This is a genomic window from Klebsiella sp. CN_Kp075, assembly GCF_040065055.2.
In the GTDB taxonomy this organism is placed as follows: Bacteria; Pseudomonadota; Gammaproteobacteria; order Enterobacterales; family Enterobacteriaceae; genus Klebsiella; species Klebsiella aerogenes.
The window spans coordinates 5,205,795-5,230,584 of the sequence record NZ_CM198050.1; the positions used below are offsets into that span (position 1 = coordinate 5,205,795).

24 protein-coding genes are annotated in these 24,790 nt (G+C 56.1%); 6 read left to right on the top strand and 18 right to left on the bottom strand.

Annotated elements, in window-relative coordinates; genetic code table 11:
- Positions 1-3 precede the first annotated feature (3 nt).
- A complete protein-coding gene (fadA, locus tag ABLV78_RS24780) occupies positions 4-1,167 on the top strand; it encodes an acetyl-CoA C-acyltransferase FadA (protein ID WP_015703998.1) in 1,164 nt (387 codons plus the stop codon).
- A gap of 105 nt (positions 1,168-1,272) precedes the next feature.
- Here the strand turns inward: fadA and fre are convergent, their stop codons facing one another.
- Complete coding sequence (gene fre / locus ABLV78_RS24785; RefSeq protein WP_008807928.1) at positions 1,273-1,974, bottom strand: NAD(P)H-flavin reductase; 702 nt, start codon at positions 1,972-1,974, stop codon at positions 1,273-1,275.
- 55 nt (positions 1,975-2,029) lie between these two features.
- Positions 2,030-3,499 carry a 4-hydroxy-3-polyprenylbenzoate decarboxylase gene (gene ubiD / locus ABLV78_RS24790; protein ID WP_047066639.1) on the bottom strand — a complete coding sequence of 490 codons (1,470 nt, stop codon included), beginning with the start codon at positions 3,497-3,499 and terminating at the stop codon, positions 2,030-2,032.
- A gap of 177 nt (positions 3,500-3,676) precedes the next feature.
- Here ubiD and rfaH point away from each other — a divergent pair, with 177 nt between their 5' ends.
- Entirely contained in the window at positions 3,677-4,165 is a 489-nt protein-coding gene (rfaH, locus tag ABLV78_RS24795; protein WP_047045723.1) for a transcription/translation regulatory transformer protein RfaH, read from the top strand.
- Positions 4,166-4,173: 8 nt separating this feature from the next.
- On the opposite strand, the gene tatD is transcribed toward rfaH, so the two are convergent.
- The 9 genes from tatD to udp all read right to left on the bottom strand — a co-directional run bounded on the left by tatD (position 4,174) and on the right by udp (position 12,130).
- Complete coding sequence (tatD, locus tag ABLV78_RS24800) at positions 4,174-4,968, bottom strand: 3'-5' ssDNA/RNA exonuclease TatD (RefSeq protein ID WP_163351264.1); 795 nt, start codon at positions 4,966-4,968, stop codon at positions 4,174-4,176.
- 32 nt (positions 4,969-5,000) lie between these two features.
- Positions 5,001-5,774 (bottom strand): Sec-independent protein translocase subunit TatC, encoded by a 774-nt coding sequence (gene tatC / locus ABLV78_RS24805; protein ID WP_015368842.1) that lies wholly within the window; start codon positions 5,772-5,774, stop codon positions 5,001-5,003.
- A 3-nt stretch (positions 5,775-5,777) separates the two neighbouring features.
- Positions 5,778-6,314: a Sec-independent protein translocase protein TatB gene (gene tatB, locus ABLV78_RS24810; RefSeq protein ID WP_045395609.1), complete on the bottom strand. Its 537-nt coding sequence runs from the start codon at positions 6,312-6,314 to the stop codon at positions 5,778-5,780.
- Between the two features lie 3 nt (positions 6,315-6,317).
- A complete protein-coding gene (gene tatA / locus ABLV78_RS24815; RefSeq protein ID WP_015368844.1) occupies positions 6,318-6,569 on the bottom strand; it encodes a Sec-independent protein translocase subunit TatA in 252 nt (83 codons plus the stop codon).
- Between the two features lie 131 nt (positions 6,570-6,700).
- Entirely contained in the window at positions 6,701-8,341 is a 1,641-nt protein-coding gene (gene ubiB / locus ABLV78_RS24820) for a ubiquinone biosynthesis regulatory protein kinase UbiB (RefSeq protein ID WP_047045717.1), read from the bottom strand.
- Positions 8,338-8,943, bottom strand: a complete 606-nt coding sequence (ubiJ, locus tag ABLV78_RS24825) for a ubiquinone biosynthesis protein UbiJ (RefSeq protein WP_045395607.1) — start codon at positions 8,941-8,943, stop codon at positions 8,338-8,340. Before ubiJ ends, ubiB begins: the two co-directional genes overlap by 4 nt.
- A gap of 13 nt (positions 8,944-8,956) precedes the next feature.
- Positions 8,957-9,712 carry a bifunctional demethylmenaquinone methyltransferase/2-methoxy-6-polyprenyl-1,4-benzoquinol methylase UbiE gene (ubiE, locus tag ABLV78_RS24830; RefSeq protein WP_045395605.1) on the bottom strand — a complete coding sequence of 252 codons (756 nt, stop codon included), beginning with the start codon at positions 9,710-9,712 and terminating at the stop codon, positions 8,957-8,959.
- Positions 9,713-9,782: 70 nt separating this feature from the next.
- Positions 9,783-11,231: a DNA recombination protein RmuC gene (rmuC, locus tag ABLV78_RS24835; RefSeq protein WP_047045713.1), complete on the bottom strand. Its 1,449-nt coding sequence runs from the start codon at positions 11,229-11,231 to the stop codon at positions 9,783-9,785.
- Between the two features lie 137 nt (positions 11,232-11,368).
- Complete coding sequence (udp, locus tag ABLV78_RS24840) at positions 11,369-12,130, bottom strand: uridine phosphorylase (RefSeq protein ID WP_047045710.1); 762 nt, start codon at positions 12,128-12,130, stop codon at positions 11,369-11,371.
- A 266-nt stretch (positions 12,131-12,396) separates the two neighbouring features.
- On the opposite strand from udp, the gene ABLV78_RS24845 reads away from it, so the two are divergent.
- Entirely contained in the window at positions 12,397-13,209 is an 813-nt protein-coding gene (locus ABLV78_RS24845) for a dienelactone hydrolase family protein (RefSeq protein WP_063414943.1), read from the top strand.
- Positions 13,210-13,268: 59 nt separating this feature from the next.
- Here the strand turns inward: ABLV78_RS24845 and metE are convergent, their stop codons facing one another.
- A complete protein-coding gene (gene metE, locus ABLV78_RS24850) occupies positions 13,269-15,533 on the bottom strand; it encodes a 5-methyltetrahydropteroyltriglutamate--homocysteine S-methyltransferase (RefSeq protein WP_047045705.1) in 2,265 nt (754 codons plus the stop codon).
- 220 nt (positions 15,534-15,753) lie between these two features.
- On the opposite strand from metE, the gene metR reads away from it, so the two are divergent.
- The gene (metR, locus tag ABLV78_RS24855; RefSeq protein WP_015703991.1) at positions 15,754-16,707 is read left to right on the top strand and encodes an HTH-type transcriptional regulator MetR; all 954 of its coding nucleotides are present in this window, start codon (positions 15,754-15,756) and stop codon (positions 16,705-16,707) included.
- Here the strand turns inward: metR and ABLV78_RS24860 are convergent.
- From ABLV78_RS24860 to pldB, 3 genes are all read right to left on the bottom strand, one after another.
- Positions 16,595-17,494: a carboxylate/amino acid/amine transporter gene (locus ABLV78_RS24860; RefSeq protein ID WP_047045702.1), complete on the bottom strand. Its 900-nt coding sequence runs from the start codon at positions 17,492-17,494 to the stop codon at positions 16,595-16,597. The genes metR and ABLV78_RS24860 overlap by 113 nt on opposite strands.
- 88 nt (positions 17,495-17,582) lie before the next feature.
- Entirely contained in the window at positions 17,583-18,383 is an 801-nt protein-coding gene (yigL, locus tag ABLV78_RS24865; RefSeq protein ID WP_015368853.1) for a sugar/pyridoxal phosphate phosphatase YigL, read from the bottom strand.
- Positions 18,384-18,427: 44 nt separating this feature from the next.
- A complete protein-coding gene (pldB, locus tag ABLV78_RS24870; RefSeq protein ID WP_045395594.1) occupies positions 18,428-19,420 on the bottom strand; it encodes a lysophospholipase L2 in 993 nt (330 codons plus the stop codon).
- Between the two features lie 109 nt (positions 19,421-19,529).
- Here pldB and rhtB point away from each other — a divergent pair, with 109 nt between their 5' ends.
- Positions 19,530-20,150, top strand: a complete 621-nt coding sequence (gene rhtB, locus ABLV78_RS24875) for a homoserine/homoserine lactone efflux protein (protein WP_015368855.1) — start codon at positions 19,530-19,532, stop codon at positions 20,148-20,150.
- 161 nt (positions 20,151-20,311) lie between these two features.
- Positions 20,312-21,220 carry an Rpn family recombination-promoting nuclease/putative transposase gene (locus ABLV78_RS24880; RefSeq protein WP_047045699.1) on the top strand — a complete coding sequence of 303 codons (909 nt, stop codon included), beginning with the start codon at positions 20,312-20,314 and terminating at the stop codon, positions 21,218-21,220.
- A gap of 47 nt (positions 21,221-21,267) precedes the next feature.
- Here the strand turns inward: ABLV78_RS24880 and rhtC are convergent, their stop codons facing one another.
- The 3 genes from rhtC to pldA all read right to left on the bottom strand — a co-directional run bounded on the left by rhtC (position 21,268) and on the right by pldA (position 24,716).
- Complete coding sequence (gene rhtC / locus ABLV78_RS24885; RefSeq protein ID WP_045395590.1) at positions 21,268-21,888, bottom strand: threonine export protein RhtC; 621 nt, start codon at positions 21,886-21,888, stop codon at positions 21,268-21,270.
- A 61-nt stretch (positions 21,889-21,949) separates the two neighbouring features.
- Positions 21,950-23,776 carry an ATP-dependent DNA helicase RecQ gene (gene recQ, locus ABLV78_RS24890; protein ID WP_015368858.1) on the bottom strand — a complete coding sequence of 609 codons (1,827 nt, stop codon included), beginning with the start codon at positions 23,774-23,776 and terminating at the stop codon, positions 21,950-21,952.
- A gap of 67 nt (positions 23,777-23,843) precedes the next feature.
- Positions 23,844-24,716: a phospholipase A gene (pldA, locus tag ABLV78_RS24895; protein ID WP_045389277.1), complete on the bottom strand. Its 873-nt coding sequence runs from the start codon at positions 24,714-24,716 to the stop codon at positions 23,844-23,846.
- Between the last annotated feature and the right edge of the window lie 74 nt (positions 24,717-24,790).

A 24,790-nucleotide genomic window follows, 5' to 3' on the forward strand; every position in this document is an offset into this window, starting at 1 on the left:
ACAATGGAACAGGTTGTCATTGTCGATGCAATTCGCACCCCGATGGGCCGTTCAAAGGGCGGCGCCTTTCGCAACGTGCGCGCGGAAGACCTCTCCGCACACCTGATGCGAAGCCTGCTTTCGCGTAACCCGTCCCTTGAGGCGAGCGCGATTGACGATATTTACTGGGGCTGCGTGCAACAAACGCTGGAGCAGGGTTTCAACATTGCCCGTAACGCCGCGCTGCTGGCGGAAATCCCGCACTCGGTACCGGCGACAACGGTTAACCGCCTGTGCGGTTCCTCCATGCAGGCGCTGCATGATGCCGCCCGTATGATCATGACCGGCGACGCCAGCGTCTGCCTGATTGGCGGCGTTGAGCACATGGGCCATGTACCAATGAGCCACGGTGTCGATTTCCATCCGGGCCTTAGCCGTAATGTGGCGAAAGCCGCCGGTATGATGGGGCTGACCGCGGAAATGCTGGCGCGTCTGCACGGCATTAGCCGTGAAATGCAGGATCAATTCGCCGCACGCTCCCACGCTCGCGCCTGGGCGGCGACGCAATCCGGAGCATTCAAGGCGGAGATTATCCCGACCGGCGGCCACGATGCCGACGGCGTGCTGAAATCCTTTAATTATGACGAAGTCATCCGCCCGGAAACCACCGTCGAAGCGCTGGCGGCGCTGAGACCGGCTTTCGATCCGGTGACCGGCACGGTAACGGCGGGCACCTCTTCCGCGCTTTCCGACGGCGCGGCGGCGATGCTGCTGATGAGCGAAAGCCGCGCCCGCGAGCTGGGGCTGAAGCCGCGCGCTCGCGTCCGTTCAATGGCGGTGGTCGGCTGCGATCCGTCCATTATGGGTTATGGCCCGGTTCCGGCCTCAAAGCTGGCGCTGAAAAAAGCGGGATTATCCACCAGCGATATCGACGTCTTTGAAATGAATGAAGCGTTTGCCGCGCAGATCCTGCCGTGTATTAAAGATCTGGGGTTAATGGAGCAGATTGACGAGAAGATCAACCTTAACGGCGGCGCGATCGCGCTCGGCCACCCGTTGGGCTGTTCCGGGGCGCGTATTAGCACCACCTTGATCAATCAGATGGAACGTAAAGACGCGCAGTTCGGTCTGGCAACCATGTGCATCGGTTTAGGCCAGGGGATCGCCACCGTATTTGAGCGGATGTAGGTAAAAAACTCGATGCCATTATTGCCTGCCAGCCAACAGGCAATAATGGATTAGAGGGGGTTTAGTTGCCGTTCTTCCCGCCTGTCAGGGGCGGGTTTTTTATTTTCAGATAAAGGCAAACGCATCGCCAAACAGGCGGTCTTCGCGCGCGCCGCGTTCATTACAGAACAGGTCGCGGGCAATCTTGGCCATCTCAAAGCGACCGGCAATGTAAATATCATGCTCGGCCAGCGTACCGTAATCCTGCAGCACCGCAGTCAGTACCGTACCGGAACGGCCGCGCCATCCTTCTTCCGGCTGCTCGACCACCGGCTCGATGCGCAGATTCGGATGCTTGATGCTTAACGCTTCCAGCTCGGCCAGATCGTACAGATGTTTAGCCTCGCGGCCGCCCCAATAAATGGCGATATCGCGATCCGGGTTACGCGCCAGCGCGGTTAACAGAATAGAACGCACATAAGAGAATCCGGTACCACCGGCGATCAGAATCAGCGGACGATCTTCGTCATCGCGCAGCCACGCTTCGCCATGCGGAATATCAACCTCAATTTCACGCTCTTTCAGAATGCGATCCATCACCGCCATCGCATACAGATTGAGTTCAGAAGCACCGATATGCAGCTCGATAAACTCATGCTCTGACGGCGTGGAAGCCATAGAAAACGGACGCTTGTCGCGCTCGTCCATCACCACCATCAGATACTGGCCGGCGCGGAAAGAGAATGCCGCTTCCGGTACTAATCGAACGCGATACACGGTATCGGTAATCGCCTCCACCGAGGTCACTTTACAGCTTAAGGTTGTCATGCGTCCCCTCTGTCGGGTCTATAGAGCAAAACAGCGGCGTTAGCCCCGCTTACTGTTATTTAAAGATGGCCAGTTCATCCCAGATGGCGTCGATGCGCGCCGTCACCTCAGGATCTTTTTTGATTGGACGACCCCATTCACGCTGGGTTTCGCCAGGCCATTTATTTGTGGCATCCAGCCCCATTTTTGAACCCAGGCCGGAAACCGGCGAGGCAAAATCCAGATAATCTATTGGCGTATTTTCTACCAGTACCGTATCACGAGCCGGGTCCATACGGGTAGTAATCGCCCAAATCACGTCGTTCCAGTCGCGCGCGTTCACGTCATCGTCGCAAACAATCACGAACTTGGTATACATGAACTGGCGCAGGAACGACCAGACGCCCATCATCACGCGCTTGGCATGACCGGCGTACTGTTTTTTCATGGTGACCACCGCCAGGCGATAGGAACATCCTTCCGGCGGCAGATAGAAGTCGACGATTTCCGGGAACTGCTTTTGCAGAATCGGCACAAAGACTTCGTTCAGCGCCACGCCCAGCACCGCAGGTTCATCCGGCGGGCGACCGGTATAGGTCGAATGATAAATCGCGTCTTCGCGCTGGGTAATATGGGTCACCGTAAATACCGGGAAGCTGTCCACTTCATTGTAGTAGCCGGTATGATCGCCGTACGGCCCTTCCGGCGCCATCTCGCCGGCCTCAATATAGCCTTCAAGCACAATTTCCGCGCTGGCCGGCACTTCAAGGTCATTGGAAACGCACTTCACCACTTCGGTCTTGGTGCCGCGCAGCAGGCCTGCGAAAGCATATTCCGACAGGGTATCGGGCACCGGCGTCACCGCGCCCAGAATGGTCGCCGGATCGGCGCCAAGCGCCACGGATACCGGGAAACGCTCGCCGGGATGCGCCGCGCACCACTCCTGGAAATCCAGGGCGCCGCCGCGGTGGGACAACCACCGCATGATGAGTTTATTTTTGCCGATCAGCTGCTGGCGATAAATACCCAGATTTTGCCGCTCTTTATGCGGGCCTCGGGTCACCGTCAGCCCCCAGGTAATCAACGGCGCGGCATCTTCCGGCCAGCAGGTCATAATCGGTATTTTGTTGAGATCGACGTCATCGCCCTGGATGATTTTTTGCTGACAAGGCGCGCCGCGCAGACGTTTGGTCGGCATATTCAGCACTTGCTTGAACTGCGGCAGCTTATCAAACAGATCGCGGAAGCCTTTTGGCGGCTCCGGCTCTTTCAGAAAGGCCAATAGCTTCCCGACTTCCCGTAGCGAACTGACGTCTTCCTGGCCCATCCCCAGCGCCACGCGGCGCGGCGTGCCAAACAGGTTGCACAGCACCGGCATTGAGTAGCCTTTCGGGTTTTCAAACAGCAGCGCCGGGCCGCCAGCACGCAAAGTGCGGTCGGCAATTTCGGTAATTTCCAGGTGCGGGTCGACCGGCAGGGCTATCCGTTTTAGCTCGCCCTGCTGCTCAAGTAATGTCAGAAAGTCGCGTAGATCGTGGTATTTCATGGAGTTATTATTGACCTCTATACTAGCGGCTGATTATACGATTTTCGCCGCAACGATGCTGTACTTTTGTTAAATAAGCGTAAATGAACAGGCTATTTACGCTTTCGCTTATAATGGTTTTCGCGATTGTTCCGGGCTTTTGTTATGCTTGCAGGTAGTAAAGCGGAAAGAGTCATTATGCAAGCCTGGTACTTACTTTATTGCAAACGTGGGCAGCTTCAGCGCGCCCAGGAACACCTTGAACGTCAGGCAGTCAATTGCCTGATGCCGACGATCGCGCTGGAAAAAATCATCCGTGGTAAACGTACTACGGTCAGCGAGCCCCTGTTCCCAAACTATCTGTTCGTCGAATTCGACCCCGAGGTTATCCATACCACCACCATCAGCGCCACCCGCGGAGTGAACAGTTTCGTCCGTTTTGGCGCCCAACCGGCAGTGGTGCCTTCAGACGTGATTCACCAGCTTTCCATCTATAAACCGGAAGGCATTACCGACCCGGAAACGCCTCATGAAGGCGACAGCGTGTTAATCACCGACGGCGCTTTTGAAGGACTGCAGGCTATCTTCACCGAGCCCGACGGCGAAGCACGCTCCATGCTGCTCCTCAATCTGTTGAATAAACAGGTCCTGCAAAGCGTTAAAAATACCGACTTCTATAAAATCTGACGGCGCGGTTAAAAGCGCACGCCAAACAGCTTCCTGACGTTCGCATCCGTAACCTCCTCCAGCCATTGCGCTTCCTCGCCTCGCCAGCCCGCTACGCTTGCCAGAATATGCGGCAGATAAGCGGGCTCGTTGCGCCGCGAGGAGGGCTTCGGCTTCATGTCGCGCGGCAACAGATATGGCGCGTCGGTCTCCAGCAGCAAACGTTCCGCCGGGATCGCCGGCAACAGTTCGCGAAGCTCCAGTCCCCGCCGCTCATCGCACACCCAACCGGTGATACCGATAAATAAACCTCTATCAAGACACTGAAGCACTTCCGCGCGGCTACCGGTAAAGCAGTGCAACACGGCGCCGGGTAGTTTATTGAGCCACGGCTCCAGCAGCGCAAGGAACCGTTCATGGGCGTCGCGGCAGTGTAAAAATACCGGCATTGAGAGCTCGGCCGCCAGCGCCAGTTGGGCGCTGAACGCCTTCTCTTGCTCCTGCGGCGTTGAGAAATTACGGTTGAAATCAAGACCGCATTCGCCAATCGCCGCCACCTGCGGCTGGCGGGCCAGCGCGTGGATTTCTTCGGCCACCGACTCCGTCCAGGTGCTGCTATCGTGCGGATGTACACCCGCGGTAGACCAGCAGTTGGCGTAACGGCCAGCCATCTGCTGCGCCTGCTGGCTTTCATGCAGATTGGTGCCGGTCAGCAACATCCCCTGGACACCCGCCGCCTGCGCGCGCGCAACCACCTCGTCGTGATCGCGGGAAAACTGCGAGCTGGTCAGATTTACGCCAATATCAAACATCATAACTCCCATATGACAACCGCCCTGACGGGCGGTTGGCGTTGTTACTCTTCTTTGCTCTCCGCCTCTTCGGCGGCGGCATCTTCGTCACGCGTCAGGCGTTTACCGGTGTAGAAACGGGCAAAGAACACCCCGACTTCAAACAGGCAATACATGGGGATGGCCAACAGCGTTTGCGAGAACACATCCGGCGGCGTCAGCAGCATACCGACCACGAAGGCGCCCACCAGCACGTAGGGGCGTTTTTTACGTAAATCTTCCGGCGTCGTGACGCCCATCCAGCAGAGCAGGACGATGGCGACCGGCACTTCAAACGACACGCCGAAAGCCATAAACAGCGCCATGACAAAATCGAGGTAGCTACGGATATCGGTCGAAACTAATACCCCTTCCGGCGCGGCGTGGGTCAGGAAGCCGAATGCCAGCGGGAACACGACGAAATAAGCGAAAGCCATGCCGATATAGAACAGCAGCGTACTGGAAACCAGCAGCGGCATGACCAGCCGACGTTCATGCTTATACAACGCCGGCGCGACGAACGCCCATACCTGATAAAGAATGACCGGTACCGACAGGATCACCGAGACCATAAAGGTCAGTTTGATCGGCGTGAAGAAAGGAGAAGCGACATCGGTGGCGATCATCGTCGCGCCTACCGGCATTTTGCTGATAAGCGGAGCGGATACCAGTTGATAGATATCATTGGCGAAGTAAACCAACGCCAGGAAGATCACCAGGATGGCAATAATGCTGTTGAGCAGGCGCTTACGCAGCTCAATCAGATGAGAAATTAACGGTTGAGTCTCGTCTACGCCCATTTTTTACGCTTTATCACTCGATGCGGGGGAAGAATCTGGCACTGCCGCGGCGGCTTTTTCCTTAGCTGCCGGGGCTTCAGCCGACGAAGCGGATAGCTCATCGACAACGGGTTCCGGCGCATGTGCCGGAGCGCTGACCTGGTGTTCCGCCGTCGCCGGCGTGACATCCTGGCGCTGCGCTTCGCTACCTTTGACGACCGGATTATGAATGGTGTTCGCTTCGTCGCTGGCCTTTTCAGGATCGTGGGCGGTATAGGAACGCTTCATGGATTCAGCCGCTTCGCGCAGTTCATCCATCGAGGCTTTGAGCTCCGGAGTCAGATTATCCAGGCTGGCCTTTTCCACCTTCTTCAGGCTCTCCTGAAACTCCTGCAGTTTTAGCTCCTGGGCAAGCTCATTTTGTACGGTGGTCGCCAGCGAGCGCAACGTACGGATCCAGCTGGCCACCGTTTTGACGGCGACAGGTAGTCGCTGTGGCCCCAATACGATGAGGCCAATCACGAACACCAGCAATAGTTCACTAAAACCGATATCGAACACGAATTACACCTGCTCTTTGTCGTGGCGTTTTGTCTCGTCTTTTTTCGCATCATCTTGTTTATCAGCGATAGTTTTCGCTGCAAAATCTGCATCGGCTGAGGACTTATCAGATTTTTCGTCATCGCTCATCGCTTTTTTAAAGCCCTTGATCGATGCGCCTAAATCCGAACCCAGCGAGCTCAGCTTCTTCGTCCCGAAAAGCAGAACTACGATGACGACAACAATTAACAACTGCCAAATACTGATACCACCCATACACGTTCCCCTATGACAGATGATGAATGATGAGAGCGCATTATACACGTCATCCGGTGAGACGCCTCTTTGTCAGGCCGCTCACATGACTTCGCGCAAGAATCAATGCGCCAGAATAAACGCGAAACCTGTTAGCGCGTTTTTCGCCAACCAATAAGCCAGGTTACGACGCCGCCGGCCATCAGCCAGCCAGGCATCATGCCCCACTCCGGGCGGTGGATAAATAACAGCGTACCGCTTAAAAGCAAAACGGCACCTATACCAAACAGATAACGGGACTGCCCCTGGCGCACGTGGCGCACCTGGAAGTCGCGCACGATGGTATCGACGCTGGTCTGTAGCTGTTTGCTCTGCTGCAGGCTTTGGTACACCAGCTCAGGAATTTCCGGCATTCGTTCAATCCAGAACGGCGCTTTTTCTTTAAACGCACGCACCAGCGCGGGAATACCGACCTGATCCTTAATCCACGACTCGAGAAAAGGCTTCGCCGTTTTCCACAAGTCTAACTGAGGATAGAGCTGACGACCTACCCCTTCTACGTAAAGTAATGTCTTCTGAAGCAAAACCAGCTGCGGCTGGACTTCCATGTTGAAACGCCGCGCGGTATTAAACAGATTCAGCAATACGTGGCCGAAGGAGATTTCCGCCAGCGGCTTTTCAAAGATGGGCTCGCACACGGTGCGAATCGCAAACTCAAACTCTTCAACGTTGGTGTCAGGCGGCACCCAGCCGGAATCGACGTGCAGCTCGGCAACCTTACGATAATCACGGTTGAAGAAAGCAATAAAGTTTTCCGCCAGATAACGCTTATCGTCTTTGTTCAGCGAGCCGACGATACCGCAGTCGATACCGATATATTGCGGGTCATGCGGATGATCGTAGCTAACGAAAATATTACCCGGATGCATATCCGCATGGAAAAAGCTGTCGCGGAACACCTGGGTAAAGAAGACCTGCACCCCACGCTCCGCCAGCAACTGCATGTTGGTGCCCTGGGCTTCCAGCGCGGCGACATCGGAAACCGGAATACCGTAGATCCGCTCCATCACCATCATGCCTTCGCTACAGTAATCGGAATAGACTTCCGGCACGTATAGCATTGGGCTGTCTTCGAAATTGCGCCGTAGCTGAATAGCATTAGCCGACTCGCGTAGAAGGTTCAGCTCGTCCATCAGCGTTTTTTCATATTCGCGGACGACTTCCTGCGGACGCAGACGGCGGCCATCCGGCAGCAGACGAGGCACCCAGCGCGCCAGGCGGTAGATTAATTTCATGTCCGCTTTGATCACCGGCAGGATATCCGGGCGGATGACCTTGATGACAACCTCTTTGCCGTTGTCTTTCAGACGCGCGGTATGGACCTGAGCGATAGAGGCGGAGGCAAGCGGCTCAATGGCGAAATCATCGAACCAGGCTTCAATGGGCAGCCCGCCCATCGCTTGTTCGATCTGTTGTTTTGCCAATTTGCCATCGAAAGGCGCGACGCGATCTTGCAGCAGCGCCAGCTGATCGGCGATTTGCGGCGGGAACAGGTCGCGGCGGGTGGAGAGCATCTGGCCGAACTTAATCCACACCGGGCCCAGCTCCTGCAGCGCCAGGCGTAAGCGTTGACCCAGCGGTTTATCTTTGTGGCGATTCGGCATCCAGAACAACATTCGCCGCCAGACGCGCAGCGGCAACGTGATACGCATTTTGGGAATGAGCTCATCAAGCCCGTAACTCAAAAAGGTGCGGATGATAAAATACAGGCGCCGTAATTCTCCTGGCGTCATTTGCCCTCCAGCGTTTCCAGCCGTTTTTCCAGTGCGGCCAGCGCGCGTTCCACGGCGGCGGATTCTTCAGCAAACCAGGCCATCTCTAACGGGCCCGGCGCCAGTCGCCACTCTTCGGTAATCGCTTCAGCGACGTAGCGCTGCTGGCTTTGCGCGCCCTGCAGCAGGAAGCGCGCGCCGCCGCGAAGTACCTTGCCAACCCCTTCAGCGACGATATCGCCGGTATACGGCGCCAGTAGCTCTGCCGGATCGAACTCCGCCAGATCGCAAAGCGCGACCATGTTCTGCACAACCTGCAGGTCGCCCTGCACTTCCAGATCGCCGCTGCGAATCAGCGCGGTCAACTGCTGGCGGTTACGCAGCTGCGGCAGCACGCTCAGGCGGGTAATTACGGTACAGTCAGCTTCGCCTTCCCATGCGCCGAGCACGTCGATTTGCTGCTCGCTATAGGCCAGCACGACAGGCGCCGACAGCTCTTTGAGCTCTACGCGCAGCACTTTCCCCAGCAGGCGTTGACGCGCCGGTTTAAGCGCGCGGTCGCGCCAGAGAAAAGTATTAAGAACCGTTTCGATGCCAGCGGTAACCAGTGGTGCGAAAGGCATAGCGTCCCTCCTGTCAGAACTTATAGCCGCGGTGTAGCGCGACAATACCTGCCGTCAGGTTGTAGTAGTCGACGCTTTCAAAACCCGCCTCCTGCATCATGCCTTTCAGGGTCTCCTGATCGGGATGCATGCGGATGGATTCCGCCAGATAGCGATAGCTTTCCGCATCGTTTGCCACCAGTTCGCCGACTTTCGGCAGCACGTGGAAGGAATAAGCGTCGTAGGCTTTGCTCAGTGGTTCGAGAATCGGTTTGGAGAACTCCAGAACCAGCAAACGTCCGCCCGGTTTCAGCACGCGGTACATTGAACGCAGCGCTTTGTCTTTATCGGTAACGTTACGCAGGCCAAAGGAGATGGTGATGCAGTCAAAGGTGTTATCCGCAAACGGCAGCGCTTCGGCGTTGGCCTGAACGTATTCGACGTTACCGACAATACCGATGTTACGCAGTTTTTCGCGGCCCATTTTGAGCATCGAATCGTTGATATCGGCGAGCATCACGCGACCGGTTTCGCCCACCAGACGGGAAAACTTCGCCGTCAGGTCGCCGGTACCGCCCGCTAAGTCCAGCACGGTTTGCCCACGACGCACGCCGCTGCAGTCGATGGTGAAGCGCTTCCACAAGCGATGAATCCCGAACGACATTAAGTCGTTCATCACATCATATTTTGCAGCGACAGAATGGAATACATGCGCCACCATGTCCGCCTTCTGCTCTTTGGCTACCGTTTGAAAGCCAAAATGCGTCGTTTCTTGTGAATCCTCAACCATCTCTATGCCCGCTTACTTATCAAGAAAATGTTCAGCGAGTGTAACAGATTCAGGCCATTTCCCATACGTTTCAGCTTGGCCTGACGTGCTCGTTTGCTCTCGCTGCAGGCGCGGAATCGGCGCTAAACACATCTTCCTGCGGTGAATTTTCATCTTCCTCAAGGCGGTATTCGTCATCCTGCGCCGTGGCTTGTTCGACTAAATCAGGATTAATCCCGCGCTTAACCTCGACCCCCAGGCCACGGAATGACTCGGCCTGTACCAGCAGGTTGCCGCGCCCCGAGGCGAGCTTTTTCATCGCCTGGCGATAGTTATCCTGCGCTTTATCAAGGCTTTGGCCGATGGCCGACATATCGTCGACAAACAGCCGCATCTTGTCGTACAGGCGCCCGGCGCGCTCGGCGATTTTCTGCGCGTTACGGCTTTGATGCTCATAGCGCCACAAATTCGCGATGGTGCGCAGCGCCACTAACAGGGTTGTTGGGCTAACTAACATAATATTGTTCTTCAGCGCCTCGCTGATAAGCTCAGGCTGACGGTCGATAGCCAGCAGGAACGCCGGCTCGACGGGGATAAACATCAATACATAGTCGAGCGAACGTAACCCCGGCAGTTGTTGATAATCTTTGCGGCCCAGCAGGCGAATATGGTTACGTACCGAGGCAATATGCTCCTGTAGCGCCGCTTCGCGGGTGTAGTCGTCGTCAGCGTTGAAATAACGCTCATAGGCGACCAGCGTCATTTTGGCGTCGATAACCACGTCTTTGCCCTGCGGCAGGCGCACGATAACATCCGGCTGCATCCGCGAGCGGTTATCGGTTTCGATGCTGACCTGTGTTTGATACTCATAGCCTTCGCGCAGGCCGGAGGCCTCCAGCACGCGGGTTAGCACCACTTCTCCCCAGTTGCCCTGGGTTTTGTTATCGCCCTTCAGCGCTTTCGTCAGGTTTAACGCCTCTTGCGCCATCTGTGCGTTCAGCTGTTGCAGGTTGCGGATTTCGTGCGCCAGCGTGTGGCGCTCACGCGCCTCCTGGCCGAAGCTGTCCTGCACCTGGCGACGAAAGCCGTCGAGCTGTTCCCGCAGCGGCGTCAACAGGCCATGCAGGCTCTGGCGATTTTGTTCATCAACCCGGCGGTTGCTGTGTTCGAATATGCGGTTCGCCAGGTTTTCAAACTGCTCGCTCAGGCGCTGCTCGCTGTTGACCATCTGGCGGATTTTATCTTCGGCGTGTAGCTGCGTGGATTCCAGACGAGTGGTCACTTCCCGCAGGTCGGCCTCCAGCGAGGTGTTGATATCACGCAGGCTGCGCAGCTCGTTGTTGAGAAGTTCGCACTCATCGCGCCAGTGCGATTCCTGCACCAGCTGCTGACGTGCGGCGCTAAGTTCGATATCCAGCTCGCGGCGCTCTTCAATGAGATCGGCACGGATTTGATCGGCGCGGGCTTTTGTCGCCAGCCAGCCAACGATTAACCCTGCCGCCAGCGCCACCACGGCGCTTATCACAATAGAGATATCCACAACGCCTCCCCGGCAACCACTTACGACACAAAATAGAATTGTGCTGTACAAACGTCCAGTTGAAAAGGATTTTCCTGCGAGGCGCTACGCAAAAAAGAAAGGCCGGAGGGTCCGGCCTTGCGAGAAAAAGTGAAGAACTACAGCAGGCGGCGCGCAGCTTCCACAACGATTTTCACCGCGTGGCTTTCGGTTTGCTTCATGGTTTCGGCGTTAGGGATCTCTTGCTGGGTACGGTTGACGATAACCCCTGCCACCATCCCGGCGCGCAGGCCCTGGCTGGCGCACATGGTCAGCAGCGTAGCGGATTCCATTTCATAGTTCATGACGCCCATTGCCTGCCACTCTTCCATCGAGCCTCTAAAGCGGCTCACGACACGGCCGGAGAAGGTGTCGTAACGCTCCTGGCCTGGATAGAAGGTATCAGAGGAGGCAGTTACACCGATATGGGTGGTCGCACCAATTGATTTCGCCGCTTCCACCAGCGCGGTGGTGCAGGCGAAGTCAGCAACGGCCGGAAACTCCATCGGCGCAAAGTGCAGGCTGGCGCCGTCCAGACGGACAGAACCGGTCGTCACCAGCACATCACCAACGTTGATGTGCGGCTGAATCGCCCCGGTGGTGCCGATACGCAGGAAGGTACGAACCCCCAGTTGCGCCAGCTCTTCCACGGCGATAGAGGTCGACGGGCCGCCGATACCGGTGGAGCAAACAATCACCGGTTTGCCATCCAGCTCAGCGCGCCAGGAGGTAAATTCACGATGTGATGCCAGCTTAACCGGCTTATCCATCAGCGCGGCGATCTTTTCCACACGCTCCGGATCGCCAGGGACGATAGCCAGCGTAGCCCCTTGTAAATCGTTCTTAGTGAGGCCGAGATGAAAAACATCAGACTTGGACATAAAAAACTCCTCTGTGGGTCGAAGTATCAGCAGAAGCAAAAGGGTACTTTACAGAAGCCACTCGCTTATTTTTGTGATGATGGTCACCATGCATAACAATGATTGCATTTGTTTTTCAACAAATAGTGATTTACATCACATTAACAAGTTATATTCACGGTCATAGAACAAAAGATAGCCGCTTTCAGGCACTGTGCTTTATTACCGCCCGAACTAAAGGGTCTATAGTTAGTGTTGCGCTAATAAATAAGGGTACGGAGAATACCATGACCACCACCAAGCAACCTGGATTCGCACCTGCAGCCTCGCCGCACGCCTCGACCGCCGTCCATACGTCGGATGAGCATATTGTCGCCGGAGAAACCTCGATCCCATCGCAGGGCGAGAATATGCCAGCCTATCACGCCCGCCCGAAAAACGCCGACGGCCCGCTGCCGATCGTTATCGTGGTGCAGGAGATTTTCGGCGTACATGAACATATTCGCGATCTGTGCCGCCGCCTGGCGCAGGAAGGCTATCTGGCGATTGCGCCAGAACTCTACTTCCGCCAGGGCGATCCGAATGAGTACAACGATATCCCTACCCTGTTCAAAGAACTGGTCACTAAGGTGCCTGACGCACAGGTGCTGGCGGATCTCGACCACGTCGCCAGTTGGGCGGCGCGCCACGGCGGCGATGCCCATCGTCTGCTGATCACCGGTTTTTGCTGGGGCGGGCGCATTACCTGGCTGTATGCCGCGCATAACCCGCAGTTGAAGGCAGGCGTCGCCTGGTATGGCAAACTGGTGGGAGAAAAATCGCTGAATTCGCCAAAACACCCGGTGGATATCGCGGTCGATCTCAACGCGCCGGTGCTTGGCCTGTACGGCGCTAAAGACGCCAGTATTCCGCAGGATACCGTCGAGACCATGCGCCAGGCGCTGAGGGCGGCCAATGCGAACGCCGAGATCGTGGTCTATCCCGAGGCCGATCACGCCTTTAACGCCGACTATCGCGCCAGCTATCACGAAGAGTCAGCCAAAGACGGCTGGCAGCGGATGCTGGCCTGGTTTGCTCAATATGGCGGCAAAAAAGGGTAACTCGCCTGATACATGAAAAGAGGAGGCCGTGGCCTCCTCTGTTGTTTTCCGCGTATCTATCAGGCTGATTCGCGCAGATTTTGCGCCGCTTGCACCATGTTCGCCAGCGCGGCGCGGGTTTCCGGCCAGCCGCGGGTTTTCAGGCCGCAGTCCGGATTAACCCACAAGCGATCCGCCGGGATACGCTGCGCGGCTTTCTCCAGCAACCCTTCAATCCACTCCACGCTCGGTACGTTTGGCGAGTGGATATCATAAACTCCCGGGCCGATTTCGTTTGGATATTCAAACTCTTCAAACGATTCCAGCAGTTCCATGTCGGAACGCGAGGTTTCAATGGTGATCACATCGGCATCCAGCGCGGCGATAGAGTCCATGATGTCATTGAACTCGCAATAACACATGTGGGTATGAATCTGGGTGTCATCCTTAGCAACCGCGGCGTTGATGCGGAAAGCTTCGACGCCCCACTGTAGATAAGCATCCCAATCGCTGCGCTTCAGCGGCAGACCTTCGCGCAGTGCCGGTTCATCAATCTGGATAATACCGATACCGGCCGCCTCCAGATCCGCCACTTCATCGCGCAGCGCCAGCGCAATCTGCTTCGCGATGGTTTCGCGGCTGACATCCTCGCGCGGGAAGGACCAGCACAGAATGGTTACCGGACCGGTCAACATGCCTTTGACCGGCTTGTCGGTAAGAGACTGCGCGTACTTCGCCCATTCGACGGTGATCGCTTGCGGACGGCTGACATCGCCGATAACCACCGGCGGCTTCACGCAGCGAGAGCCATAGCTTTGCACCCAACCGTTTTGCGTGAAGATGAAACCGTCCAGATGCTCACCGAAATACTCCACCATGTCGTTTCGCTCGGCTTCTCCGTGCACCAGCACGTCTAAACCCAGACGTTCTTGTTCGACGATCGCCTGCTTAATATGTTCGGCAATACCCGTCCGATAATGGCTGGCGTCAAGATTGCCCTTTTTGAAGTCCAGACGTAGGGTACGAATTTCGGTTGTCTGCGGGAATGAACCGATCGTCGTCGTCGGCCATGCTGGCAGGTTAAAGCGTTTGCGCTGCGCCTGTGCGCGCTCGGCATAAGGGCTGGTGCGCTGGCTGTCCTGAGCAGTGATTGCCGCCAGCCGTTTTTCCACTGCCGCGTTGTGTACGCGAGTCGAATGGCGACGAGCCTGAATTGGCGCGCTCCACGCCTCGATCGCCGTCGTATCACCGCTGTTCAGCGCGTCGCGTAGCAGCGCCAGTTCGCCGCACTTCTGCAGGGCGAAAGCAAACCAACTTTTTACTTCGGCATCAAGACGGGTCTCTACGCTCAGATCGAGCGGGCTATGCAGCAAGGAGCAGGAAGAGGCGACCCATAGCTCACGTTGACCGACAAGCGACTTAATTTGCGCATATTTTTCCGTGAGATCGGCGCGCCAGACGTTACGACCATTGATCAGCCCGGCGGATAACAGCCAGTCGGCCGGCAGGCGTTTATGTAGTTCAGCCACCTCATCTTTGCCGTGCACCAGATCGACGTGTAGCCCCTGTACCGGCAGCGCGGTGATAACATCAAGGTTGTCGGTGATCCCTTCAAAATAGGTAGTCAGCAGTAGTTTTACCTGCCCCTGCAGGGCTTCATAAGCTGGTTTAAAGGCATCCAGCCATGCTTGCGGCAGCTCCAGAACCAGCGCCGGTTCATCAATCTGCACCCACTCAATGCCGCGTTTCGCCAGCTCGCCCAGTACCTGCTGGTAAACCGGAAGGATATCGTTCAACAGGCTTAGACGATCAAACTGTTCGCCTTTTACTTTGCCCAGCCACAGATAGGTTACCGGCCCCAGCAGTACAGGCTTAATCTTGTGGCCCAGCGCCAGCGCTTCGTCCACTTCATCCAGCAGTTGGGTCCAGCTCAGCTTGAACTGTTGGCCCTGGACAAATTCCGGCACCATGTAGTGATAGTTGGTGTTGAACCACTTGGTCATTTCCGCGGCGGCAGCGGGTTCACCGGTCGGCGCGCGGCCGCGACCAATGCGGAACAGGGTATCGATATCGACGGTGCCGTCTTTGTTCTGATGACGAGCCGGCACGTTGCCCAGCAGCAGGCTGGTGGTCAGAACATGGTCGTACCAGGCAAAATCGCCCACCGGCAGCAGATCAATGCCCGCCTGTTTCTGCTGCTCCCAGTGACGAGCGCGCAGCTCGCGACCTACCGCCAGCAGCTCTTCACGCGTGGCGTTGCCCGCCCAGTAGCTCTCTTGCGCTTTTTTCAGCTCGCGGCGAAGGCCAACGCGAGGAAAACCGAGGGTGTGATTAATAATGGTCATGTGTTCTTCCTCTAATTAATTATTAATCCAAAGGATTTTGTATTCAGGGAAGGCGGCAAGTTTGCTCATCCCCAAGTGACTGGGGTGAGCGAACGCAGCCAACGCACCATAAATTCAAAAGACGAAGGATTTTAGCCATCCAGATGTTTACACATCCATAATGTAAAGGTACTGTATATTCCTCAAGCGCAAATTATTCATGCCGAAGTGAAGGACATTCATGATCGAGATTAAACACCTGAAAACGCTACAGGCGTTGCGGAACAGCGGTTCGCTGGCGGGCGCGGCGGCAGCCCTGCACCAAACCCAGTCGGCCCTGTCCCACCAGTTTAGCGATCTGGAACAGCGCCTTGGCTTCCGTTTATTTGTGCGTAAAAGCCAGCCGCTGCGCTTTACGCCGCAAGGGGAAATTCTGCTACAGTTAGCCAATCAGGTGCTGCCGCAGATCGCCCGCGCGTTGCAGGACTGCAACGAACCTCAGCAGACCCGTCTGCGGCTGGCGATCGAGTGCCATAGCTGCATTCAGTGGCTCACCCCGGCGCTGGAAAGCTTCCGCGCCCGCTGGCCGCTGGTGGAAGTTGATTTTCAGTCCGGCGTCACTTTTGACCCGCAGCCAGCCCTGCAGCAGGGCGAACTCGATCTGGTGATGACCTCAGATATTTTGCCGCGTAGCGGCCTGCACTATTCACCGATGTTTGATTATGAAGTTCGTCTGGTATTAGCTCCGGAGCATCCGCTGGCGGCGAAAACGCGCATCTCGCCGGAAGATCTGGCTGCGGAAACGTTACTGATTTATCCGGTACAGCGCGGGCGACTGGATATCTGGCGCCACTTCCTGCAACCGGCGGGGATCAGCCCGCAGTTGAAAAGCGTCGATAACACGCTGCTGCTGATTCAGATGGTCGCCGCGCGAATGGGTATTGCCGCCCTGCCGCACTGGGTGGTGGAAAGTTTTGAACGCCAGGGTTTGATTGTCACCAAAACCCTGGGAGAAGGACTGTGGAGCCGGCTGTACGCCGCGGTGCGCGATGGCGAGCAACGCCAGCCGGTAACAGAAGCGTTTATTCGCTCAGCGCGGAATCACGCTTGCGATCATCTGCCGTTTGTACGGAGTGCGGAGCGACCCAGCGGCGATGGACCCATAGCGAAGCCAGGATTACCAGCGCGCCAATGATAAAGCTCGGCCAGTGAGGCTGCTCCTGCCAGATAGCAAGGTTAACCAGCAGCCCGGCGGGGACGTGAACGTTATTCATGATCCCCAACGTACCGGCATCCACCTGCGTCGCGCCGTAGTTCCACATGAAGTAACCCAACCCGGAAGCGACCACGCCCAGCCATACCAGAACCCCCCACTGCAGACCGGTGGACGGCAACCTCTGCGGATTGCCCAGCATAAACCACGCCGCTACCGCCACGATAAAGGCGCCGGCATAGAACCAGGCAAAGGCATTGTGTTGCGGCATTGGACGGACTTCCATCAGACGCTTGTAGCCCACCATACCGATGGCGAAACAGATATTCGACAGCTGCACCAGCAATAGCCCGGTCCAGAAGTGATCGCTGACTTTGTCATAGCGGATGATCGCCGCCCCTAACACCGCCAGCGCCGCGCTAAGCAGATAGCCCCAGCGTAGTTTACGGCCGCTGATCAGATCGTAAATCAGGGTGATATACAGCGGGGTAAAGACCGTAAACAACAGAAATTCGGAGACTGTCAGATAGAGATAGGCGCGGAAAGCCAGCAAATACATAATCCCAAGCTGCATCGCCCCTACCAACATGTAGAGCACGATGGTACGCGGAGACTGGCCGCGCGTACGCAGGAAAGGCAGGAACACCAGCGCTGCCAGGCCCACGCGCATCAGCACGGAAAAATAGCTATCGACGCTACCGGCAAGGTATTCGCCAATCAGGCTAAACGAAAAGGCCCACAGGATAGTGGTGATAATTAATAGCGCCACAATGGTCGTCTCATTGAATAAAGAACAGGCATTGTAGCGGAGAGAGAGGTTGACGACTGACCAGTTATTAGCCAATCGTCAATCTTTATCAATCGAGGTACAGCTTGCGCAGGTAATGCGGTACAGCATCATCGGCGTTGCTGCCGATCACTTCCAGCTCCGGATGCAAGTCCTTCAACCGCTGATGGGCGTTCGCCATGATGCAGCCTTTACCGGCCATCGACAGCATCTCGGCGTCGTTCATGCCGTCGCCAAAGGCGATACACTCTTTGAGGCTGTAGCCAAGCATTTTCGCGACGGCCTCCAGCGCATGCCCTTTCGATACACCGCCGGCCATCACTTCAAGGCAGGTCAACGTGGAGAAACTCACATTCACGCGGTCGCCCCAGCGCGCGTTGATAGCCTGCTCAAGCGGCAGCAAATGTTCATGATCTTCACAGGTGAAGAAAACTTTGCTGATGCCATCCGCATCCAGCTCGCCCGGTTCATAAAGCTTGTAGTTGAACACCGCCTCTTTGAAGAAGCGCATCTCTTCCGGGCGATGGCGATTCATAAACCATTCATCTTCACGATAGACGTTGGTCACAATCTTCACATCGTTACGCACCATCTCAAACAGATCGCTGGCGATATCGCGGTCGAGGTTATGGGCGAAGATTTGTTTTCCTTCGCTATCGTGTACGCGGGCGCCGTTAGAGGTGATCATGTACGACTTAATGCCGAGATTATCGCGGATCTGTCCCACATCGATATAGTGGCGACCAGTGGCGAAAACGAAATTTATCCCGCGCGCGGTGAGTAGCTTCAGCGTTTCTTTGGCATAGGGAGTGAGGAAATGGTCGGGGGAAAGCAGCGTGCCATCTAAATCAGACGCAACAACCTGGTACATAAAAAATTTAACCTCTAAGCAGGGCGACGAGATCTATCGTCGGATTAAGTATGTCGATTGAAAAAATCGACGATGGCATTTAGCGCGACTGAGCGCATAGCGTCCTTTTCAAAAAGGATCTCGTGATATGCCCCTTCAATAACGAGCGGCTTATCGCCTTCACAAGGGTGTCCGGCAGCGGAACGGAGTTCGCAATAGCGGTCGTGCATCAGGTTATCGACCACCCTTTCATCCTCGGCCTGAATCAATAGCGTCGGAGTCGTATCTTTCTCGACGCCAGCCAATATCTCTTCACCGGCCAGAATACCTTCGCGCACCCAGTGATAGGTCGGCCCGCCGACGCGCAGCCGCGGATCGTCGGCATAAAAACGCAGATTACGACGATAGCGCTGACGGCTATGAGTCAATACATTGAGCGAAAACGGCAGCGCCCGCCAGCGGCCCGTACCGATGGCATACTCTTCACGAATACGCTGATGGCCCTCAGCCCAGTCGAGAATATGGCGCACCATCCAGTCCGGCAGGCGCATGATGATGCCAAACATTGGCGCGCATAAGGCAATGGCGTCGCAATGCTGCCGGTGACGCTGCAAGAACAGCGTGGCAATGGCGCCGCCCATCGAGTGGGCGAGAATAAAACGTTTACGCCAGTGGCCGGGAACCACTTCCTGCTGCCAAAGCGCAGCCAGATCGTCAACATAGTCGCTAAAGCGCACAACATGACCGCGGTGGGTATCAGACAGCAACCTACCGGAGCGCCCCTGACCGCGGTGATCGATAATCATTACGTCAAAGCCGCTGTGGAAGAGATCGTAGGCTAGTTCGGCGTACTTCACGTAGCTTTCGATGCGGCCGGGGCAAATAACCACCAGCCGGTCATTATTTGCGGCGCAAAAGCGCACAAAGCGTACCGGAACCTTATCGACGCCCGTAAATTCAGCTTCTTCCCGCTGATGCCAAAAATCCGTCAGCGGCCCCATGGTAAAGGCCGCAAACGCGTTTTCTCGTGTGTCCCAGTCCTTTTGCTGCCCAAACATCGGGTTTACACCCCTGTTAACCGCTGAAAATCGTTTTTTTGTCGCACATCACACAATGCTGATGCAATAGCGTATTGTGGCATAAAAATAGACAATCAGGGAGATTCTCATGACCTTCGAGTGGTGGTTCGCTTATCTGCTGACATCAATCATTCTCAGCCTGTCGCCGGGTTCCGGCGCGATTAATACCATGACCACATCCATCAACCACGGCTATCGCGGCGCGGCAGCCTCTATTGCCGGCCTGCAAACCGGATTGGCCATTCATATCGTGCTGGTTGGCGTCGGTCTGGGCACGCTCTTCTCACGCTCGGTACTGGCATTTGAAGTGTTGAAATGGGCGGGCGCGGCTTATCTTATCTGGCTGGGGATCCAGCAATGGCGGGCGGCGGGTTCAATCGATCTGAATACGCTGGCGCGCACTCAAAGCCGCGGTAAGCTCTATAAACGCGCGGTGTTCGTCAATCTGACCAACCCCAAAAGTATCGTCTTCCTCGCCGCGCTGTTTCCCCAGTTCATCGTCCCGCATCAGCCGCAGGTGATGCAGTACCTGGTACTTGGCGTCACCACCATTGTGGTCGATATCATTGTGATGATCGGTTACGCGACGCTGGCGCAGCGCATTGCGGCCTGGATTAAAGGTCCGAAGCAAATGAAGGCGCTGAATAAAGTGTTTGGTTCGCTGTTTATGCTGGTGGGAGCGCTGCTCGCTTCCGCCCGTCACGCCTGAAACTGGAATGGCGCTCGCACAGCGCGAGGCCACTTGCGGCCGTAGTCGTATTATCACGCGTGCTGGCGCGAAAAGATGAAAGAGACTTTATCCGCGCGCTGTCGGCCCCGCCTTTTCAGTGCCAGAATGCCGCCATTGGGTTTATTCACGGATGAACGAAAATGGCGGAAACGGCAACCCCTCATGATGCAGTCTTTAAGACCTTTTTGTCGCGGGTCGAAACGGCGCGCGATTTTATCGAGATCCACCTTCCGCCGGCGTTAATTCAGGTTTGCAAACTGGATACGCTACGACTGGAATCCGGGAGTTTCCTGGAGGATGACCTGCGGCCCTATTACAGCGACATTCTGTATTCACTGGAGACAACGCGCGGCCAGGGTTATGTCCATGTTCTGATAGAACACCAAAGTTCACCCGATAAACTGATGGCATTCCGTCTAATGCGCTACGCCATCGCCGCCATGCAGAGGCATCTGGAGAATGGTCATAAAACGTTACCACTGGTGATTCCCATTCTCTTTTATCAAGGACGCCGCAGCCCCTATCCCTGGTCGTTAAACTGGCTGGATAATTTTGACGACTCGCTCCTTGCTCATCAACTCTACTCTGGCGCTTTTCCGCTGGTCGATATTACTGTGATTCCTGATGATGAAATCATGCGACACCGCAGCATGGCGGCCCTGACGCTGGTGCAAAAACACATTCGCCAACGCGATATGGCACAACTACTGGACAAGTTGACCCACCTCTTAATGTTGGAGCAGATGAGCGGACAACAAATCGCCGTGCTGATAAAATATCTGGCTCAGGCGGGGGAAGCACAGGATATTAGGGCGCTATTTTATGGGCTGGCACAGCGTGTGCCGCAGCATGGAGGAATGCTAATGACTCTGGCAGAAACGTGGCTCGCAGAAGGCAGAGAGAAAGGCATTAAAGAAGGCATCAAAGAAGGAAAACTACAGGCCCTTTTACAGGTCGCCGCAGCGATGCTCAATCGCGGCATTGATGACGATGCGATCCTGGAAATGACCGGTTTGACCAGCGATGAGCTACAGCGTCTTCGTCACTAATATCAACCCCACCCGGCAACAAACCGGGCGGGGAATCGCATAACACGTTAACGCGAAATAATCAGATGGATGCCGAAACCGGCAAACAGGGTTCCCGCGATGCCGTCTATCCACTTAGCCATCCGCTGATAGCCGCGGCGCATTTGCGGCAGTGCGAACAGGCTGGCCACGATGGTGAACCACGCCAGCGTTTCAAGAACGATCAGCAGGAAAATCCCCCAGCGCGCGCCGGCGCCAATGTTATCGCCAACGAACAGCGAGAAGACCGAACCAAAGTAGATAATCGCTTTCGGGTTGGCGAGGTTAGTCAGCAGGCCCTTCAGGAAACTGCGCCCGCTACGCGCCAGCTCAACCTGCGGTTCCGCCGCGACAACGTCGGTTTTCTTTAACGCGCCGCGCAGCATTTGATAGCCCATCCAGCACAGATAGAGACCGCCGCCGACCATAATCAACGTATGCAGCCAGGCCATTTTCTCGATAATCAGGTGCAAGCCGAGCAGCGCGACGCCCGCCCAAACCATCACGCCGCCGGTGATCCCCAGCACGCCCATCATCGCCTCTTTGCGCGAACGGCTCACTGCGGTTTGCGAAACGAAGAAAAAATCCGGCCCCGGGCTCATTAGCGCAATGATGTGCACCAGCGCCACGGTGAGGAAAAGCATCAACATGTTTAACTCGCAGGGAAATAGTGAAGAAGGAAACTATTCTGGCACCTTTTCCCGCGGCTGACTACTCATCATCGCCATCGACATGAGCACGTATCAGCGCCATGAATTCTTTACCGAAGCGCTCAAGCTTACGGGTCCCCACGCCGTTGACGCTAAGCATCTCCCCGGCGGTAAGCGGCGACTGTTCGGCCATCTCAATAAGCGTCGCGTCGTTAAACACGACATATGGCGGGATATTCTCCTCGTCGGCGATCGCTTTACGTAATTTACGCAGCTTGGCGAACAGCTTGCGGTCGTAATTGCCGCCGAAGGATTTCTGCATCGCTTTCGGTTTTAGCGCCACGATACGCGGCACGGCGAGCTGCAGCGGGACTTCACCACGCAGTACAGGACGCGCGGCCTCGGTGAGCTGCAGCGCGGAGTGCTGGGCAATATTCTGCGTCACCAGTCCGAGGTGGATTAACTGGCGAATTACGCTCACCCAGTGCTCGTGGCTCTGCTCGCGACCAATGCCGTACACCGGCAGTTTATCGTGGTTCAGGTCGCGGATACGCTGATTGTTGGCGCCGCGGAGTACTTCAACCACGTAGCCCATCCCGAAGCGTTGATTCACCCGGTAAATAGTTGAAAGCGCCTTACGCGCGTCCATTAAACCATCGTACTGCTTTGGCGGATCAAGACAGATATCACAGTTGCCGCACGGCTCCTGACGCCCTTCGCCAAAATAGTTCAGCAGCACCAGACGGCGACAGGTCTGCGCTTCGGCAAAGGCACCCATCGCATTCAGCTTATGACGTTCAATATCCTGCAGCGGCCCGGCGGGCTTCTCCTCCAGGCAACGGCGCAGCCACGCCATATCCGCCGGATCGTAAAACAGCATCGCTTCCGCCGGCAGCCCGTCACGCCCGGCGCGCCCGGTTTCCTGATAATAGGATTCAATATTGCGCGGGATATCAAAGTGCACCACAAAGCGGACGTTCGGCTTGTTAATGCCCATACCGAAAGCCACCGTCGCCACCACGATCTGCAGATCGTCGCGCTGGAATTTCTCCTGCACATCGGCTCGAATATCATTTTCCAGACCAGCATGGTAGGCCGCCGCGCTGATGCCGCGGCTTTGCAGCCTGGCGGCGGTGTCTTCAACCTTAGAACGGCTGTTGCAGTAGATAATCCCTGATTTACCGCGCTGATCCTGGACGTATCGCATCAACTGATCGAGTGGCTTAAATTTCTCCATCAGCATATAGCGGATATTGGGGCGATCGAAGCTACTAACCTGAATCAGCGGATCGTTAAGCCCCAGCAGGCGAACAATATCGCGACGGGTGGTGTCATCAGCGGTGGCGGTGAGCGCCATAAACGGAATATGCGGCATCCGCTGGCGCAGCTGGCCCAACGCGGCATATTCCGGGCGGAAATCATGGCCCCATTGCGAGATACAGTGCGCCTCATCCACCGCCAGCATCGCTAAGTTCCAGTGGCTCAGATGCTCCAGGAAGTTATCCAGCATCAGGCGTTCCGGCGCGATATACAGCAGACGAATCTGCCCGCTGCGGCAGCCCGCCATCACCTCTTGCTGCTGCTCGCGGCTTTGCGTCGAGTTAAGACAGGCCGCGGCGACGCCGTTTGCCAGCAGTTGATCGACCTGGTCTTTCATCAGCGAAATCAGCGGCGACACGACAACCGTCAGGCCGCCGAGGACCAATGCAGGTACCTGGTAGCACAGCGATTTACCGCCGCCGGTCGGCATCACCACCAGGCAATCGCGGCCTTCCAGCGCCGTGGCGATAATCGATTCCTGGCCCGGGCGGAACTGCTGGTAGCCGAAGGTCTCTTGTAAAACCTGCTTAGCCAGCGATTCCTGATTTAATACTTCCGCCTGTGCCACGTTGACCCCATTCGCCTGAAAAGAAAACAGGCGCTATTTTCAGCGCCTGCGAGCCAGAGTGCAACGATTAAAACAGATCGTTGAGCATCACGCCGACGCCGACGCGCGTCTGATTGAAGTTATAGTCGATAAGCGACTCGCCATAACCGCTGTACACCTGAGTATAGGCGCGCACGTGCTTGGTAATAGGGTAACTGACCCCGATTTCCGCGCCGCCGTAGCCGGTATTCCAGTTATATTGCCCCTGAGCGCTAAAAATAGCCTCCCCCAGCTGGTAGCCAATCTTCAGGCGGTAGTAACCCATGTATTTGGTGATATCGGGGTTATCATCGGTACTGCCGACCACATACCACGGCTTCACTTCAACCAGCCAGTTACCGTTTTGCGCCATCAGGCGAGTATACAGGCGGTTCCAGCTACGTGACGTTGGATCGGAACGGCCATTGGAATCGTGGTTATAGCCGACTTCGATATCGCGCAAAGTCCAGCCGGCAAACTCATAATCCGTCGCGAAGCCAAGGAAGAGCTGAGGCTCGTAGTTGGTTTCGCGAAACGGCGCCGAGCCTTTACTGTTAGAGAGCTGCCACCAGGATTTTTGCGTATAGGAGGCGCCAAGCAGCGAATTATCGCCAAGGATGCCGCGCCATAACGGGAATGCCAGGCTGAGCTGGAACTTCACCTCATCCTTACGCGCGTCATCGGCCCAGTCGTAACTGCGGATGGCCTCTTTATTGAGATCGCTGGTCCACGTATAGAGCAGATAGTTGCTCTCATAAGGATAAAGCAGGAACGGATTATCATGGTCCTGCAGCAGGTTGGCGATAATGCTGCCCCGCACCGCGGGTTTGTCATGAACGGCTTGATTAAGCGGCGCGTCCTGCGCCAGAACGCTGGCCGGCAGCGCGCTAAGCGCCAGCAGCCAGGTCAAAGAGATACGCATTACTGTTCTCCTGAAAAGGGTTCTTATTAATGTTTTGTCCTGCTGCCATTCTACCTGTTTATCTGCCTCCCGCT

What these genes read in the sequence shown, in the direction of transcription:
- fadA (WP_015703998.1), top strand. Translation starts at nt 4, where the DNA reads ATGGAACAGGTTGTCATTGTCGATGCAATTCGCACCCCGATGGGCCGT.
- fre (WP_008807928.1), bottom strand. Translation starts at nt 1,974, where the DNA reads ATGACAACCTTAAGCTGTAAAGTGACCTCGGTGGAGGCGATTACCGAT.
- ubiD (WP_047066639.1), bottom strand. Translation starts at nt 3,499, where the DNA reads ATGAAATACCACGATCTACGCGACTTTCTGACATTACTTGAGCAGCAG.
- rfaH (WP_047045723.1), top strand. Translation starts at nt 3,677, where the DNA reads ATGCAAGCCTGGTACTTACTTTATTGCAAACGTGGGCAGCTTCAGCGC.
- tatD (WP_163351264.1), bottom strand. Translation starts at nt 4,968, where the DNA reads ATGGGAGTTATGATGTTTGATATTGGCGTAAATCTGACCAGCTCGCAG.
- tatC (WP_015368842.1), bottom strand. Translation starts at nt 5,774, where the DNA reads ATGGGCGTAGACGAGACTCAACCGTTAATTTCTCATCTGATTGAGCTG.
- tatA (WP_015368844.1), bottom strand. Translation starts at nt 6,569, where the DNA reads ATGGGTGGTATCAGTATTTGGCAGTTGTTAATTGTTGTCGTCATCGTA.
- ubiB (WP_047045717.1), bottom strand. Translation starts at nt 8,341, where the DNA reads ATGACGCCAGGAGAATTACGGCGCCTGTATTTTATCATCCGCACCTTT.
- ubiJ (WP_045395607.1), bottom strand. Translation starts at nt 8,943, where the DNA reads ATGCCTTTCGCACCACTGGTTACCGCTGGCATCGAAACGGTTCTTAAT.
- ubiE (WP_045395605.1), bottom strand. Translation starts at nt 9,712, where the DNA reads ATGGTTGAGGATTCACAAGAAACGACGCATTTTGGCTTTCAAACGGTA.
- udp (WP_047045710.1), bottom strand. Translation starts at nt 12,130, where the DNA reads ATGTCCAAGTCTGATGTTTTTCATCTCGGCCTCACTAAGAACGATTTA.
- ABLV78_RS24845 (WP_063414943.1), top strand. Translation starts at nt 12,397, where the DNA reads ATGACCACCACCAAGCAACCTGGATTCGCACCTGCAGCCTCGCCGCAC.
- metE (WP_047045705.1), bottom strand. Translation starts at nt 15,533, where the DNA reads ATGACCATTATTAATCACACCCTCGGTTTTCCTCGCGTTGGCCTTCGC.
- metR (WP_015703991.1), top strand. Translation starts at nt 15,754, where the DNA reads ATGATCGAGATTAAACACCTGAAAACGCTACAGGCGTTGCGGAACAGC.
- yigL (WP_015368853.1), bottom strand. Translation starts at nt 18,383, where the DNA reads ATGTACCAGGTTGTTGCGTCTGATTTAGATGGCACGCTGCTTTCCCCC.
- pldB (WP_045395594.1), bottom strand. Translation starts at nt 19,420, where the DNA reads ATGTTTGGGCAGCAAAAGGACTGGGACACACGAGAAAACGCGTTTGCG.
- rhtB (WP_015368855.1), top strand. Translation starts at nt 19,530, where the DNA reads ATGACCTTCGAGTGGTGGTTCGCTTATCTGCTGACATCAATCATTCTC.
- ABLV78_RS24880 (WP_047045699.1), top strand. Translation starts at nt 20,312, where the DNA reads ATGGCGGAAACGGCAACCCCTCATGATGCAGTCTTTAAGACCTTTTTG.
- rhtC (WP_045395590.1), bottom strand. Translation starts at nt 21,888, where the DNA reads ATGTTGATGCTTTTCCTCACCGTGGCGCTGGTGCACATCATTGCGCTA.
- pldA (WP_045389277.1), bottom strand. Translation starts at nt 24,716, where the DNA reads ATGCGTATCTCTTTGACCTGGCTGCTGGCGCTTAGCGCGCTGCCGGCC.